The organism is Shewanella yunxiaonensis (genome assembly GCF_018223345.1).
In the GTDB taxonomy this organism is placed as follows: Bacteria; Pseudomonadota; Gammaproteobacteria; order Enterobacterales; family Shewanellaceae; genus Shewanella; species Shewanella yunxiaonensis.
The window spans coordinates 3,207,054-3,223,473 of sequence record NZ_CP073587.1 but is presented as its reverse complement, the minus strand read 5'-3'; the positions used below and the strand labels follow the sequence as shown (position 1 = coordinate 3,223,473).

The window sequence follows — 16,420 nt, the reverse complement described above, 5'->3', positions numbered from 1 at the left end:
CTAATTTATTATATATTTTACTTAATTTAACCAGCGATTCAAAATACCGCCACTGTTAAATGTATGAGAGTCGTCATGTTTTCTCTGTTTTTGGTGACACCGCTCAAACTCATGTTGTTGGGTTTAGTGGCGATTATCGGTATCACGATTGTGCGTTATAGCTGGGTGGCGTTCGCTGGCGAAGCTGATCGCGGCCGCTTTTTACGCGCATTGATGATGACTATCAGTGCTGTGGTGTTGGTGATCATCAGCAATCAGTTGCTGCTGTTTTGGACTGCCTGGGTAAGCGTGAGCCTCTGCTTACATCGATTGATCCTGTTTTATCCGCTGCGTCCAAGAGCGCAATTGGCTGCCCACAAAAAATTCTTGTTAGCACGTTTCAGCGAACTGTTATTAGCCGCAGCTTTTATCACGTTATACAGCGAGTTTCACACGGCAAATATCCATGACTTAATGCTGCAGGTGGCGCAAGCGCATGGCGGCCCGCAACTGACCCTCGCGGCGGTGTTACTGGCGTTGGTGGCACTGATTAAATGTGCGCAGTTGCCCATGCATGGCTGGTTGATCCAGGTGGTGGAGGCGCCGACCCCGGTTTCAGCGCTACTGCATGCCGGTATCGTCAATCTCGGCGGAATTTTACTATTGTTTTTCGCGCCAGTGTTGGCAGCCAGTGCCACTGCCAGTTGGTTGCTGGTGGTACTCGCAGGCGTCAGCAGCACCATTGCCGGACTGGTCAGTACCACGCGTATCAGCGTCAAGGTAAAACTGGCCTGGTCCACCAGTTCTCAGATGGGCTTGATGTTGGTGGAGATTGCGCTTGGATTGTACGAAATGGCGCTGCTACATCTGTTTGCCCACTCCTTTTATAAATCTTACTCATTTCTCAACAGCGGCAGCACCGTTAACCATTACTTGGCCGCTAAACTGGCGGGCGAAATCAAACCTAAAGTACGGCATTGGAGTTTGGCGCTGACACTATCTGCCTTGTTGCTGCTGGTGGCGCAATGGCAGTTTGCGGTAATGACTAGCATGGCCGCGACCGTGTTGGTCTGGTTTGCATTAAGCGCGCTGTTGGTGCCGAGCGTGACACGTTGGGATAGCGGCAGTCTGCCGCGTATTATCATCACCTTACTGTTTGCTTCGGCGTTACTAACGCTCTATACCACCGCTAAACACCATTTGGCCGCGCTGATGGGCGTGGATGCGCCACTGAATCCTTACGCTGATGGTTTTGTTGCCCTGTTGTTTTTCAGCCTGTTTGCACTCTCGGTGGCCCTGCAATACTGGCCGCATGTGCACTGGGTGAAGCGCTTGTTTATCTGGTTGAATGCCGGAGCTTATCTCGATGAATGGGCGACTCGTTTAACGTTGAAATTGTGGCCCAGCACTTCACTACTGCAATTGCAACACGCACAGTGGCACATCAACGCTGAGGCAAAACAATGATTGAGCAACAGATAGCATGTTCACCCCTGGATATTGCCAAGCTAGTATCGGCCTCGATTGCCCCGGCCTTCCCTTTGGACCAGTCGGTTGCGGTAAACCCTTGGTGGCCGCAGCGGCATGCACAGATTGAGCGCACCTTTGCCGAACAAGCGGTACTCACGGGTGAGACCGGGTTGATGTGTAAAAGCTATTACCGTCAGCATTGGGGGCAGCAGATCACCGCGCAACATCTGCTGCAGGCGATTACTGAACAGCATTCGCCACTAACGTTGGCGCAGTTGCAGGAAGATATTCAGCACGGCGATACCGATGTCTCGGTACGCTGGAAAACGCTGGCGATGTTGATGGATGAAACCATTCCATCGGCACAGGGACATAGCTGGGCACAGGAAATCGTCCAGCAGGTGAGCCAGTTTATCGGGCTTTACCATCAATATCCTGAACGCTTTGATGCCCATGGTAAAAATGGCGAACATTTGTATCAGAGTTGGTTAGAAGTGGTGGCCCGTGACAAGGGGATTAACACCTTGTTAGGTGTTGACCTCTTAGCCCATTTTCGCGCCTTGCCGGACAGCGTCTCCGCGCTGTTTGATGAGCTTGGTGTCAACTGGCAATCGATCTGGGAAAGTGACTCCGGAGCCTATGCCTTCATGCGCGCATCACTGCATCAACTGTCAGGCTGGGCCGGTTGGCAATCCTGGTTAGATTGGCAAGCCGGACTGGCGAAGCAGCCGATCAATGTGCCACACACCTTGGGATTAACCGCCATACTGCTGGCGTGGGATACGGTGTTAATGCAATGGCTCATTCAGCATGACGCATCAACTGCAGCGAAAATCCGCCAGACACTGCATCATCAGGCAAGTCATGTGGAGGCGTTTTATCAGCTGGCGCAGCAACAATTGGCGCCGCTGTGGTTATGGCAGCGCGCGTTGGAGCTTAGTGTGCAATCGCCTTGGATAGCGCAAGTGAAAGCTGTCACTCCCACACCAGAACTGGCGCGCCCGGAACTGCAAGCCATCTTTTGTATTGACGTGCGTTCTGAACCGATGCGTCGGGCATTGGAAGCGCAAGCCAGTGACATCGAGACACTCGGCTTCGCCGGCTTTTTTGGTATCCCTATCGCCTATCAGACCTACGATGGCAGCATTTTACGACCACAACTGCCGGGGTTGCTGGCACCGCAGTTAATTGCCAAACAAACCCATAAGCAACCAGAACGTATCCTGCGTCTGACTAAACTGGGGTGGCAAAGCAGTCTGGAAAAGCCTTCTTCCAATCTGGGAATGGTGGAAGCTGGCGGCCTGTTAAAGTTAGTCAGTTTGTTCAAGCGAGTGGTGTTACAGCACGGTACTGAAAATCCGGTCAACCGCGATGTGAGACATAACGAGCAATGGGAATTGGTGCGACAGCAACAACTGCTTAGTGCCACGGAAAAAGCTGAGTTAGGCGCGGGTATACTAAAAGCGATGGGGATCAGTCAGCGGTTGGCGAAAGTGGTATTGCTTACCGGCCATGGCAGCCAGACCTGTAACAACCATACTGCTTCCAGCCTCGATTGTGGTGCCTGTGGGGGCCAGACTGGTGAGGTGAACGTCAAAGTGTTAGCTCATCTGTTGAACGAAGCTGAGGTCCGGGCACAAATGCCAAGTTTTGGGGTGACGGTTCCTGTGGATACCCAGTTTTACGCGGCCATGCATAACACGACTACGGATGAGATAACTGTGTTCGACGCCCCTGATGCGCCATGGCGCAGGTGGATTATTGGCGCTGGGCAACAAGCCAGATTGGCGCGTATGACCCAATTTGAGGCCCCGGCAACTGAGAGCAATGCGGCAGCGAAGCGGTTTTTTAAGCAGCGTGCAACCAGTTGGGCACAGATGCGGCCAGAATGGGGGTTATGTAATAACGCCGGGGTGTTTATTGCGCCGCGGAGTCTGACCCGCAAACTGAACTTTGGCGGCCGGGCATTTCTGCACGAATATCACGTCAGTGAAGATCCAGAGTTTACGCAGTTAGAAAAGATTATGACGGCGCCGTTGCTGGTGATGAATTGGATTAATCTGCAATATTACGCCTCGGTGACGGCTCCGGAAAAATATGGCAGCGGCAATAAACTGCTGCATAACGTAGTCGGCGGGCATATCGGGGTATTTGAAGGCAATGGCGGCGATTTACGCATCGGCCTGTCAAGGCAATCAGTACATGATGGCAAGCAATATCGCCATCAACCGGTCAGACTCAGTGCCTTTATTCAAGCACCTAAGGCGGCGATCGAAGCGATAATGGCAAAACATGCAGATGTGGCATCCTTGGTCAATAACGGTTGGTTATTCCTGTATCAGCTGGATCAGCAGCAGCGCGTTTGGTACTACCAGCAACAGCAATGGATTGAACAGTAGCGGTTGCAATAACTGACAGCAACGGCGTTGGTTATCCGCAAACTTGCGTTATCCATGGAAAAGCTAACGCGTTAATTTAACATGGCTCGTAGCGTCATCATTTTACTATGACGCCCGAGCGTTGGCTGACGATAGTGGCGAGATCATCGCGGCAAATTGTTGTAACAGTGTGTATCCAAAGTATTTTGCTGAAATTTTAAAAAATGACCTCATTCCACTGTGTTAATCGAATTTTCATCGCAGCTGATGCAGTGCCATTATGGAAAAGTCAATTAATGTATGCACCGTAATATCCTGCAACAATCCCCCACAAGAAAGCCCGCTCAGAATATGGTATAGATCCAGCCATGCTGGGCTTTAGCGAGATACTGACGTTTTTAATAGCGGGCGGAGTTGGGGGCTCGTTTATTGAACTTAAAGGTCTCAATAAAGTCACAGAACCATTCTACTAGATAGTGACCTTTGTCTGAGCATTTGGTGATACGGATAGATTGCGATGTCCGCTGGTTCACCGCGATGTTATTGCGGAGATGAGATGCGGGTCACTCATATAAACAAGCCCGATGGATACGGTTCAGCAATGACAAATAACACGGTTGCCAAAAACACGAAAAGTCGTTCCCTGCTTATCATCACCCTGATTGTTTTGCTGGTGTTGGGGTGGCTGGGTTGGAAGCATTTCCATTCTGCCAGCACCGAAGCTGGCACTGCGCCGATGGCGCAAAAGCAATCTGCGGCGGCATCGTCATCACGTCGTGGGCCGCCGGGCATGTTCAGCCGTGGGCCAAATGCCGTATATGTTGGCACGGCTGCCACGCAGAATGTGGATGTCTATTTGAAAGCCCTCGGCACCGTGATCGCCAATCGTACGGTGACGGTCACTAGTCGTGTTACCGGTGAACTGCAACAGGTGTTCTTTGAAGAAGGCCAGTATGTGGAAAAGGGGCAGCGTCTGGCGCAGATAGATGATCGCAGTTACCAGGCCACCTTAGCGCAATATCAAGGCTCGTTAGCACAGAATCAGGCATTGCTGCAAAGCGCTGAAGTCACCCTGAAACGCTACCAGGGATTGTTTGCGCAGGATTCCTTATCGCAGCAAGATCTGCAGGATCAGATTGCCACCGTCGGCCAGTATCGTGGCGCGGTAAAAGCGGATGAAGCCCAAGTGGCATCGGCAAAGCTGAATATCGACTACGCCAATATCCATGCGCCGGTCAGTGGTTATGTCGGCTTACGTTTGGTCGATCCGGGAAATCTGGTGTCTGCCGATAGCACCGAAATCGTCACCGTTACGCAGACAGATCCAATTGCCGCTACGTTCAGTATTCCGCAGGCACAGTTACAACCGGTACTCACTGGGCTGCGCGCCGGTGAGGCATTCCCTGTTTATGCTTACGATCAGAACGGCAGTGCCCAAATTGCCCAAGGTACACTCAAGTACATCAGTAACCAGATCGATACCAATACCGGCACGGTTAAGCTGAAAGCCACTTTCGACAATAAAGCGGAAAAACTTTATCCGAATCAATTTGTCAATATTGAGCTGAAGCTGAAGACGCTGGCAAACGCCATCGTGATCCCGAAAGCGGCGTTACAGCTTAGCGACAATGGCGATTTTGTGTTTGTGGTCGGTCAGGATGCCAAGGTTGAAAAACGCCAGGTAACGGCAGGTCCGAACGCCGATGACGATAATATCGTGATCCTCAAAGGCGTTAAGGTGGGTGAGCAGGTGGTAACTACCGGCATGGATAACCTGTCCAATGGTGCGCAAGTGAAAGTGCTCACTCAGCAACAGGATCGTTCATGAATCCGTCTCAGCTATTTATCCGACGCCCGGTTGCCACCATTCTGTTAATGGTGGCAGTGCTGCTTTCCGGCTTGGTGGCCTATAAACAACTGTCGGTGTCGGCATTGCCGGAAGTGGATTATCCGACCATTCAGGTGACCACCTTGTATCCCGGCGCCAGCCCAGATGTGATGGCAACGTCAGTCACCGCACCGTTAGAGCGCGAGCTGGGCGAAATGTCCGGGTTGAGTCAGATGTATTCCACCAGTTCTGGCGGCGCGTCGATTATCACCCTGAAATTCGAGTTGTCGTTATCGCTGGACGTGGCCGAACAAGAGGTGCAGGCAGCCATTAACTCGGCCGATAGTCTGTTACCTAGCGATCTGCCTAATCCGCCCACCTATAAAAAGGTGAACCCGGCCGACAGTGCGGTACTGACCATAGCCGCGACTTCCGATACGTTGCCGCTGACCAAAGTGCAGGATTTGCTGAACTCCCGCATTGCCCTGAAGTTATCGCAGATCTCCGGCGTGGGATTGGTATCACTGGCGGGTGGACATAAGCCCGCGGTGAGAATTAAAGCCGATCCACAGGCGCTGGCGGCACATAAGTTGTCGCTGGAAGATATCTACACGTTGATTAATAACAGCAACGTCAATGGTTCCAAAGGCGGTTTTGACAGCAAATATCACTCCATCAGTATTGATGCCAATGATCAGCTGCGCAGTGCCGATGAATACGCCAACCTGATCCTCAAATACGAAAATGGCTCACCGCTGCGCTTGAAGGACATTGCCAGCGTCGAGGATGGCACCGAAAACCAGTACCTGTTAGCGACTGCTAACGGAAAACCGGCCATTATCATGCAGATCAAACGCCAGCCGGGCGCTAACGTGATCAGTGTGGTGGATCGGATTAAAGCCAGCCTGCCGCAGCTGGAAACACTGCTGCCCGACAGCGTGCATCTCACCATTTTATCAGACCGTACTCAGACCATCCGTGCCTCGATTGATGATGTCCAGTTTGAACTGATGCTGTCAGTGGCATTGGTGATCATGGTGACCTTCCTGTTCCTGAGAACGATTGCCGCTACCTTGATCCCCAGTGTCGCGGTACCGTTATCCTTGATCGGCACCTTTGGCGTGATGTATCTGGCGGGGTTCAGTCTCAACAACCTCAGCTTGATGGCGCTGACTATTGCTACCGGGTTTGTGATTGACGATGCGATTGTGGTGGTGGAAAACATTTCCCGTCATTTGGAGAAAGGTGCATCCCCGATGGAAGCTGCCTTAAAAGGCTCCAAAGAGATTGGCTTCACCATTATCTCGCTGACGTTTTCCTTGATTGCAGTATTGATCCCGTTGCTGTTTATGGGCGACGTGGTGGGGCGGTTGTTCCGTGAATTCGCCATTACCTTGTCGGTATCGATTTTGGTGTCGATGGTGGTATCGCTGACGCTCACGCCCATGTTGTGCGCCTACTTGCTGCGCCATATCCCGGAAAATGAGCAGACCCGCTTTTATAAGAAAGGCGGAGAACTGTTCGATCGCTTGCTCAACGGCTATGACCGCTGGTTGACGGTGGTATTGGATCATCAGCGCCTGGCATTGACTGCTGTGGCAGGAATTTTGGTGCTAACGGTATTGCTGTATATGGTGATCCCGCACGGATTTTTTCCGTCACAGGACACCGGCATGATCCGCGGCACCACGATTGCCACTGCCGATGTGTCTTATAGCGAGATGGCCAAACGCCAGCAGCAGATGGTGCAACGTCTGATGCAAGATCCGGATGTGAAAACCATCAGCTCCACTATTGGGGTGGACGGCGATAACAATATCAGTCTCAACCGTGGTTCGCTGCAGATCAGTCTGGTGGGGTTTGAGTCCCGCAGTGACCGGGCGCCAGCAATCATTAAACGTTTAGCGGCAACCGTGGCCGACATTCCCGGCATTGAGTTGTACTTGCAGCCAGTGCAGGATCTGACGGTGGATGATCAACTCACGCCGAGCCAGTACCAATTTACCCTGGATGATACCGACAGCAGCCAGTTAGCAACCTGGACGCCGAAACTGGTCGCCGCATTAAAACTGCAGCCCGGTTTTGAAAACGTGGTCAGCAATCTGGATAACCAGGGACGGGTGAGCTATGTGACAATCAACCGTGAGGTTGCCGCCCGCTATGGCATTACTGCCTCGGATATCGATACCGCCTTGTATAACGCTTATGGACAACGGCTGATCTCGACCATCTTCACGCAAGCGAATCAGTACCGAGTGGTCTTGGAAGTCGCGCCGCAATTCCAGAAAAGTCCTGAGAATCTTAGCGACATCTACATTGCGGGAACTAATACCAGCAGCACAACGACGGCTTCCACCACTGGCAGCACTGTCAGTACCACGCCAATGGTGCGTTTGACTGACGTAGCTACAGTGACCCAGAAAACCGGCTCGCTGATGAAGGCGCGGTTAGGACAGATCCCCGCAGTCACAGTCTCCTTTGACCTGGCGGATGGTTATGCCCTGGAGCACGCTCAACAAGCGATCGCCGAGACATTGAAATCGTTGCAGGTGCCAGAACGCATCACTCTGACCTATCAGGGCTCCGCGGAAGCCTTTAGCAAATCATCCAGCAATACTCTGTATCTGATCCTCGCAGCCGTGGTCACCATGTACATTGTTCTGGGGATTCTGTACGAGAGTTTTATTCATCCGGTGACCATTCTGTCCACACTCCCGACCGCGGCTATCGGCGCATTTCTGGCCTTGCTGTTCAACAATACCGAATTCAGCCTGATTGCGCTGATCGGGGTGATCCTATTGATTGGTATTGTGAAGAAAAATGCCATTATGATGATCGACTTTGCGCTGGAGGCAGAGCAAGTGGAGCACCTGTCGCCGCGGAACGCGATCCATCAAGCCTGTTTATTGCGTTTCCGTCCGATATTGATGACCACCATGGCGGCGCTGTTAGGGGCCTTGCCGTTGATGCTGGCACACGGCTCCGGGGCCGAATTGCGCCAGCCGATGGGCTTGGTGATTGTGGGCGGGCTTATCTGCAGTCAGTTGCTGACGCTATTTTCTACGCCTGTCATCTATTTGCTGTTTGACCGTTTTGCGCGTCACCGCCATGTGCCGATGAATGGAGACGCGTAATGAACTTCTCGCGGCTGTTTATCTTTCGACCGGTGGCTACCTGGCTGCTGACCATGGCGCTGATCATGGCCGGGGTGCTCGGCTTTAGATTGCTGCCCGTATCCACATTGCCATCGGTGTCATTTCCGGTGATTGTGGTGTCGGCTAGCCTTGCCGGTGCCAGCCCGAAAACCATGGCCGCAACCGTTGCCACTCCATTGGAAAGAGCGCTGGGACAAATCGCTGGGGTCAATGAAATGACCTCATCCAGCTCTCAGGGCACTACCAGTATTGTGTTGCAGTTTGACCTGAATCGCGACATTGACGGTGCTGCCCGCGATGTGCAAGCGGCGATAAATGCGGCACGCAGTCTGTTACCGAGTTCCATGCCCAACTTACCGACTTACCGTAAGATGAATCCGTCTTCGGCACCGGTCATGATGTTGGCACTGACCTCTGACAAACAAACCGCGGCTGAGTTGTACGATTTTGCCGCCAGTAATCTGGAAACCCGCATTTCACAGGTGCAGGGGGTCGGCTCTGTGTCTATCTTCGGGAGTTCGTTACCGGCTGTGCGGGGTGATCTGCATCCACAGGCACTGACTCATTACGGCATTTCACTCGACACGGTGCGTCAGGCGATCACCAACGCTACCTCACATGGTCCGAAAGGCATTATCCAGACTGAGCGTTATGCCTGGGCTATCAACAGTAATGATCAATTGCAGGATGCTGCTGACTATAAAAAACTGGTCATCACTTATGTGAACGGTGCGGCTATCCATCTTGGCGATGTCGCCGATGTGTATAACGGTGTGCAGGACGAGTACAACATCGGTTACTACAACGGTAAGCCAGCCATTAACATCGCGGTGATGTTAGCTTCCGGCGCTAATATGCTGGCAACCATTGATACCGTCAAAGCGCAGTTGCCGTTGTTTCAAAAGTTATTGCCAGAACAGACGCAGCTGGTGGTGTCGATGGATCGCTCGCCCACCATTCGATCATCGCTGCATGAAACGGAAAATACGCTGATCATTGCCGTGTGTCTGGTGATTGCGGTGGTGTTTGTCTTTTTGCGTAACGGCCGCGCCTTGTTGATCCCGGCACTGGCATTGCCGATCTCGATTATCGGTACCTTTGCGGTGATGTATCTGCTGGGCTATAGCCTGGATAACCTGTCGCTGATGGCACTGATTGTGGCCACCGGCTTTGTAGTCGATGACGCTATTGTTGTGCTGGAGAACGTTTCCCGGCATCTTGAAGCGGGATATGGGCCGGTGCGTGCGGCGCTGCGTGGTTCTAAAGAGGTCGGTTTTACCGTGTTGTCGATGACCTTGTCGCTGGTGGCGGTGTTTATTCCGCTGCTGCTGATGGGGGGCATCGTCGGTCGCTTGTTCCGCGAGTTTGCCGTGACACTGACCGTGTCATTGCTGATCTCCATGCTGGTGTCGCTGACGCTGACACCGATGCTGTGTTCCCGCATTTTACGTCGGCAAACCCTGTCTTCGACGCCCAACCGTCTCTATCGCGCCATTGAAAGATTTTTGGCCGCAATGCATCGGGGATACCAGACATCGCTGCACTTTGTCCTGAAACATCGACGGCTGACGTTGCTGAGTTTGTTAATTACCATCATGTTTAACTTCTACCTGTATGCCGTGGTGCAGAAGGGCTTTTTTCCCACCCAGGATACCGGGATTATTTTTGGCAGCTTGCGTTCCGATCAAAGCACATCCTTTGCGATGATGAAACCACGGCTGAAAAAATACTCCGAGATGATCCAGTCCGACCCAGCAGTTGCCAGCGTGATGGGCTCTATTGGTAGTGGCCGTCATGGCTCACGTAACGAAGCACGTTTCTTCATCAGACTGAAACCGTACTCAGAGCGTACCGCCAGTGCCTCAGAAGTGGCTAATCGCTTGTATCAAAAGGCGTTGCAATATGCTGACGGACGGCTTTTCCTGCGCGCAGCTAGTGATTTGCGTTTTGGTGGCCGCAGCGCTGATGCCAGCTATCAGCTTAGCTTGCAGGCGGATGATCTGGATCTGCTGGAAATCTGGGCGCCCAAAGTACAGGATGCGCTGTCGGCCTTGCCAGAATTAAGCGGGGTCGATTCTGACTTAAAAGTGGGTGGGCAGGAAGTGCGGTTAGTGATTGACCGTGATGCTGCGAAACAGCAAGGGATCTCGGTGAGAGATCTCGACATGTTGCTGAACAACTCCTTTAGCCAACGTCAGGTTGCCACCTTATACCAATCGCTGAATCAATATTATGTGGTGATGGGCCTTACCAAGGATTACACCGGCGATTCTGAAGTGCTGCAAAATATGCACATCGTGAATAGCAGCGGTGATGTCATCCCTATCAGTGCTTTTACCCACGTTGTCAGCGGTAACGCACCATTAGCGGTGGCGCACCAGGGACATTCGGCTACCGTGACCATCGCATTTAATACCAATGACGGCTATACCCTGGCGCAGGCGCAACAGGCCATTCAAACGGCGCTGCAGAAAATTGCGCTGCCAACAACCGTGGCTGCCAGTTATGCCGGTAATGCCCAGATGGCACAGAGCTTCATCAGCAATATTCCGTTGCTGATCCTGGCGGCACTGGTGGCGGTGTATATCGTGCTTGGGATGTTGTACGAGAGCTATGTACAGCCACTGACCATTCTGTCGACCTTGCCGTCTGCGGGGATTGGGGCGCTGATCCTGATGCAGCTGACCAGTACCCCATTAACCGTGGTTGCGCTGATCGGTATTTTATTGTTGATCGGCATCGTGAAGAAAAACGCGATCATGATGATTGACTTTGCCCTGGATGCCCAACGCTCCAAAGGCTTGACGGCTGAGGAGGCGATTTTTGAAGCCTGTATCAAGCGCTTCCGCCCCATTTTAATGACCTCTCTGGCGGCATTTTTCGGCGCCCTGCCGATGGCGCTGGACAGTGGTGGTGATGCCGATTTACGGCGTCCATTAGGGATTGCAATTTGTGGCGGTCTGGTGATCAGCCAGATCCTGACACTGTACACTACCCCGGTGGTGTATCTGTACATGGATCGCATGAGTCAGGCCTCCCGCCGCTTGTGGCACCGTATTATTCGCCGTGACAACGGCACCCGTGAGCCCATGCACTTAGGTGAATAAGTTGATGATAGTAAAAAAATTCACATTAACTGGCGTTAGCGCCGCACTGTTATTGCTGTCAGGATGCGCTGTCGGCCCTGATTATCAACGTCCAGAGGCGCCAACTTGCCTGCAATACAAAGAAGCCCAGGGCTGGAGCCAATCGCAGCCACAGGATCAACAGCAAAAGGGTGAATGGTGGGCGGTGTATCAGGACCCGCAATTGTCATCCTTGCTACAACAGGTCGCTATCAATAACCAGAATGTTGCGCAATATGCAGCGCAATATGCGCAAGCCAAGGCGATGGCGAAGGCCGCGGGGGCGGATCTGTATCCACAGCTTGATCTGGGCACTTCGGTTACCCGTTCCGGCAGTTCGGCGGCGGTTGCCAATAGCATGAAGGTGAGCGGCAGTGCCAGTTGGGAGTTGGATCTCTGGGGTAAACTGCGTCGTACTCGCGAAGAGCAAACCGCATCGGCGCAAGCCAGTGCCGCCGATTTAGCCAATGCCTTGTTAAGCGCGCAGTCAGAGTTAGCACAGAACTACTTCCAGTTACGGATCCTGGATGCACGTATCGAGATGTACGATACCAACATCAAAATCTACAGTAAGTATCTGACCGTTGTCGAAAATCAGTATAAAGCGGGGATGTCATCCAAAGCGGATGTGGCGCAGGCTCGTAATCAGCTGCACAGTGTCGAAGCTTCGGAATACGACCTCACCTGGCAACGTGCGCAGTATGAACATGCCATTGCGGTATTGGTGGGTAAAGTGCCATCAACCTTTAAAATTGACCCGGCACCACTGAGCTATCATCTGCCTCAGGTGCCTGGCAGCATCCCGTCGGCGTTATTACAACGACGTCCTGATATTGCCGCCGCGGAACGCAGTGTCGCCTCAGCGAATGCGGCAATTGGTGTCGCAATCGCGGGGTATTATCCAGATCTGACGTTATCGGCGACAGGTGGTTACCAAAGCAGTACGTGGTCGGATCTTTTCAGCTTGCCATCGCGTGTCTGGTCTATTGGCCCAGAATTAAGCGGCTCCGTACTGGATTTTGGTCGCAACAGTGCTGAAGTCGATAACGCCCGCGCGGCTTATGACGCCTCGGTGGCGAGCTATCGTCAGACCGTGTTGTCAGCTTTTGCCGAAGTTGAAGATTATCTGGCGGAAACCGCCGCGCTGCAGAAGCAGATGGTCGCACAAAAGCTGGCAACGGATGCCGCCATGGAATCGGCTAAAGTCACCATGAATCAGTATCAGGCCGGGATGATCAGCTATCTGAATGCGGCAACCACCGAGGCCACCAGTCTCAATTCACAGCAGAATCTGTTGTCGCTGGTTGGCACTCAATTGCTCACCAGCGTAAAACTGATCGCCGCCCTCGGTGGCGGTTGGGATGTGCAACAGTTGCCAGCAACAGAATAAGCGGACAAATACCGCCGTTGCTGATAATTGTAGTGTGGTAAAAATGTAAGGAGTTTCAGTGCAGATAACCAAAGCGACCATGGCCGATCTCGATACCATTATGGCGATTTATGAACACGCTAAAGCGTTTATGGTCGCAACAGGGAACGGTGGACAGTGGGCTGATGGTTATCCGCAGCGAGAGTTGATTGCTGCAGGCATCACAAAAGGTCACTGTTACCTGTGTCTGGATGATGGGGAAACTGTCGCCACTTTTTATTTTGCGGTGGAACAGGAGCCTACTTATCAGCACCTTGATGGCGGTGAATGGATCAACGATCTGCCTTATGGCGTGCTGCATCGGATTGCGGTGCGTAGTAACAAAAAGGGTATCGCCACCTATTGCCTGGAGTGGTGTTTTGCGCAGACCGGCAACATGCGTATCGATACCCATGAGAATAACGCGCCGATGCGGCGGGTGATTGACAAAAACGGCTACCAGTATTGCGGCATCATCTATGTGCGCGATGGCACGCCGCGGATGGCTTTTCAGAAAACCGCCAGTTAGCCGATGGATTTGCCGTTATGGCCGGTTAACCCCAAATTTCTCGGCAATGGCGCGGATCACTTGTCGTTCTTCACGAATGAAATCCTCTAATGCCTGCGCTACCGGTGACAGTTTCTTGCCGCGTGGATGCACTAAACACCAGCTGCGTAACAATGGCATGGCTTTAATGGGCAGTTCGATGATGGAGCCATCCTGCAATTCCCGGTACACACAGTGTCTTGGCACAAAGGCAATGCCAAGACCGGCAATAACCCCTTCACGTTGTGCTTCATGCGAATTAAATTCCATGATGTGGTTGAAATGAATGCGTTTTTGTTGGAAAAACTCTTCACATGCTTTGCGCGTACCGGAGCCATTTTCGCGGCTGAGCAGCGTATAAGCGGGGAGCGCATCAAGCGAGAGGGGGCCCGGTTGCTCCGCCAGTGGGTGACGCGGATTGGCTACCGCAATAATCGGGTTTTTCAGGAACGGCATAAATTCCAGCGATAACTCTTCCGGTACGTTAGTCATGATCACTAAATCATCACGGTTTTCATTCATCCGCTTCAACAGCTGTGAACGGTTGAACACATTCAAGGTTGAGTGGATATCCGGGTGACGTTGCTGAAAGCTCGCGAGAATATGGGGCAATAAATATTTAGCGCTGGATTCGGCAGCAATCCGCAGATTGCCTTTCAATGTGCCGCGTAACTCCGACAATTGCATATCCAGCTCGTCCAATCGCTGAAAAATATCGTTCGTTGTACGAAACAAATGTTCTGCGGCATCAGTGAGATATAACTTTTTTCCAATATACTCAAACAAGGGTTCTTCAACGAGTTCTTCCAGCAAGCGTATTTGCTGACTTACCGCGGGTTGCGTGAGCCCCAGCAGGTCTGCGGTGCGGCTGTAAGAAAGTTGTTCACAGACGGTACGGAACACTTGCAGCTGCCGCAAAGTGATCCTCATGTAGGAATTTCTCACGATTTTTCTCAATAGATAACTTATTCCTTATAGTAAACCAAATAAATATTAATTTTAATTATTTCAGAAATGGAAGTACGGTTTATCGTCCATGGATCATCCAAGTTAATAATGAATGAGGTCACTATTTGTGATTAAAAAAATCCTAATTGCCAACCGGGGTGAAATTGCCGTGCGCATCATCCGGGCTTGTGCAGAAATGGGTATCCGTTCGGTGGCCGTGTATTCCGATGCTGATCGTCATGCGTTGCATGTGAAGCGTGCTGATGAAGCGTATAGTTTGGGCGACGATCCTTTAGCAGGTTATCTGAGTCCGCAACGTCTGGTGAGTTTGGCAGTGGAAGCGGGCTGTGACGCATTACATCCCGGTTATGGTTTTCTGTCTGAAAATCCGCAACTGGCAGAGTTGTGTGCTGAACATGGTGTTAAGTTTATCGGTCCAGATGCAGAAATTATCCGGCGTATGGGCGATAAAACTGAGGCACGTCGTACCATGATGGCGGCGGGTGTCCCCTGCACACCTGGTACTGAAGGTAACCTGAAAGATCTCGCAGAAGCTTTGCAAGAAGCAGAACGCATCGGGTATCCGGTGATGTTAAAAGCCACTTCTGGTGGCGGTGGACGTGGGATCCGCCGCTGTAACAGTAGTGAAGAACTCACGCAGCAGTTTCCGCGCGTGATTTCTGAAGCGACTAAAGCCTTTGGTTCCGCTGAAGTATTTCTGGAAAAGTGCATTATCAACCCTAAGCATATTGAAGCGCAGATCCTGGCAGATAGCTTAGGCAATACCGTGCACCTGTTTGAGCGTGACTGTTCAATTCAGCGCCGGAACCAGAAGTTGATCGAAATTGCGCCCAGTACTCAGCTGACACCGGAACAACGCGCTTATATCGGAAAAATGGCGGTACGTGCGGCGCAGGCAGTGAACTACGAGAACGCAGGTACCGTAGAATTTCTGCTGTCCGGTGATGAAATCTACTTTATGGAGATGAACACTCGGGTACAGGTGGAGCACACCATTACTGAGCAGATCACTGGTATTGATATTGTGCGCGAGCAGATCCGCATTGCGTCTGGCTTGCCACTGTCAGTGAAGCAGGAAGATATCCGCCATCGCGGCTTTGCGCTGCAGTTCCGTATTAACGCGGAAGATCCCAAAAATAATTTTTTCCCATCCTTCGGTCGTATTACCCGTTACTACGCACCGGGCGGCCCTGGTGTGCGCACTGATACTGCGATTTATACCGGTTATGTCATTCCACCGTATTACGACTCTATGTGTCTGAAATTGGTGGTGTGGGCGCTTAACTGGGAAGACGCACTGGACCGCAGCTTGCGGGCGCTGGATGACATGCGGGTGCAAGGGGTGAAAACCACCGCGCCTTACTATTCGCAGATCCTACGTAATCCGGAATTCCGCACTGGTCAATTTAATACCAGTTTTGTGGAGGAGCATCCGGAACTGATGGATTACTCAGAAAAACGTCGTCCGGAACAACTGGCGTTAGCAATTGCGGCAGCGATTGCAGCGAATGCCGGCTTATAACTGATGATTGCCGACAGTTAGGCTGTCGGCTCAGGAAGA

Annotated in this window: 9 protein-coding genes; 8 read left to right on the top strand and 1 reads right to left on the bottom strand. The window is 52.0% G+C overall.

Annotated features, from left to right (window positions below):
* Nucleotides 1-75 precede the first annotated feature (75 nt).
* From KDN34_RS14730 to KDN34_RS14700, 7 genes are all read left to right on the top strand, one after another.
* Nucleotides 76-1,446: an NADH-quinone oxidoreductase subunit L gene (locus KDN34_RS14730; protein ID WP_212594463.1), complete on the top strand. Its 1,371-nt coding sequence runs from the start codon at nt 76-78 to the stop codon at nt 1,444-1,446.
* The gene (locus KDN34_RS14725) at nt 1,443-3,848 is read left to right on the top strand and encodes a DUF2309 domain-containing protein (protein ID WP_212594462.1); all 2,406 of its coding nucleotides are present in this window, start codon (nt 1,443-1,445) and stop codon (nt 3,846-3,848) included. Before KDN34_RS14730 ends, KDN34_RS14725 begins: the two co-directional genes overlap by 4 nt.
* Nucleotides 3,849-4,428: 580 nt before the next feature.
* Nucleotides 4,429-5,655, top strand: coding sequence for an MdtA/MuxA family multidrug efflux RND transporter periplasmic adaptor subunit (locus KDN34_RS14720; RefSeq protein WP_212594461.1), 1,227 nt, complete (start codon nt 4,429-4,431; stop codon nt 5,653-5,655).
* Nucleotides 5,652-8,789 carry a multidrug efflux RND transporter permease subunit gene (locus tag KDN34_RS14715; RefSeq protein WP_212594460.1) on the top strand — a complete coding sequence of 1,046 codons (3,138 nt, stop codon included), beginning with the start codon at nt 5,652-5,654 and terminating at the stop codon, nt 8,787-8,789. Before KDN34_RS14720 ends, KDN34_RS14715 begins: the two co-directional genes overlap by 4 nt.
* On the top strand, nt 8,789-11,917 hold the full coding sequence (locus KDN34_RS14710; RefSeq protein WP_212594459.1) for an efflux RND transporter permease subunit: 3,129 nt from the start codon (nt 8,789-8,791) through the stop codon (nt 11,915-11,917). Before KDN34_RS14715 ends, KDN34_RS14710 begins: the two co-directional genes overlap by 1 nt.
* A 4-nt stretch (nt 11,918-11,921) precedes the next feature.
* Nucleotides 11,922-13,325, top strand: coding sequence for an efflux transporter outer membrane subunit (locus KDN34_RS14705; protein WP_212594458.1), 1,404 nt, complete (start codon nt 11,922-11,924; stop codon nt 13,323-13,325).
* Nucleotides 13,326-13,383: 58 nt separating this feature from the next.
* The gene (locus KDN34_RS14700; protein WP_212594457.1) at nt 13,384-13,872 is read left to right on the top strand and encodes a GNAT family N-acetyltransferase; all 489 of its coding nucleotides are present in this window, start codon (nt 13,384-13,386) and stop codon (nt 13,870-13,872) included.
* 15 nt (nt 13,873-13,887) lie between these two features.
* Here the strand turns inward: KDN34_RS14700 and KDN34_RS14695 are convergent, their stop codons facing one another.
* Nucleotides 13,888-14,835: a LysR family transcriptional regulator gene (locus KDN34_RS14695; protein WP_275483375.1), complete on the bottom strand. Its 948-nt coding sequence runs from the start codon at nt 14,833-14,835 to the stop codon at nt 13,888-13,890.
* A 130-nt stretch (nt 14,836-14,965) separates the two neighbouring features.
* On the opposite strand from KDN34_RS14695, the gene KDN34_RS14690 reads away from it, so the two are divergent.
* Entirely contained in the window at nt 14,966-16,381 is a 1,416-nt protein-coding gene (locus KDN34_RS14690) for an acetyl-CoA carboxylase biotin carboxylase subunit (RefSeq protein ID WP_212594456.1), read from the top strand.
* The last annotated feature ends 39 nt before the right edge of the window (nt 16,382-16,420 follow it).

Bases quoted from the DNA above. Each gene is read 5' to 3' on its own strand.
- KDN34_RS14730 (WP_212594463.1), top strand. From the start codon at position 76: ATGTTTTCTCTGTTTTTGGTGACACCGCTCAAACTCATGTTGTTGGGT.
- KDN34_RS14725 (WP_212594462.1), top strand. From the start codon at position 1,443: ATGATTGAGCAACAGATAGCATGTTCACCCCTGGATATTGCCAAGCTA.
- KDN34_RS14720 (WP_212594461.1), top strand. From the start codon at position 4,429: ATGACAAATAACACGGTTGCCAAAAACACGAAAAGTCGTTCCCTGCTT.
- KDN34_RS14715 (WP_212594460.1), top strand. From the start codon at position 5,652: ATGAATCCGTCTCAGCTATTTATCCGACGCCCGGTTGCCACCATTCTG.
- KDN34_RS14710 (WP_212594459.1), top strand. From the start codon at position 8,789: ATGAACTTCTCGCGGCTGTTTATCTTTCGACCGGTGGCTACCTGGCTG.
- KDN34_RS14705 (WP_212594458.1), top strand. From the start codon at position 11,922: ATGATAGTAAAAAAATTCACATTAACTGGCGTTAGCGCCGCACTGTTA.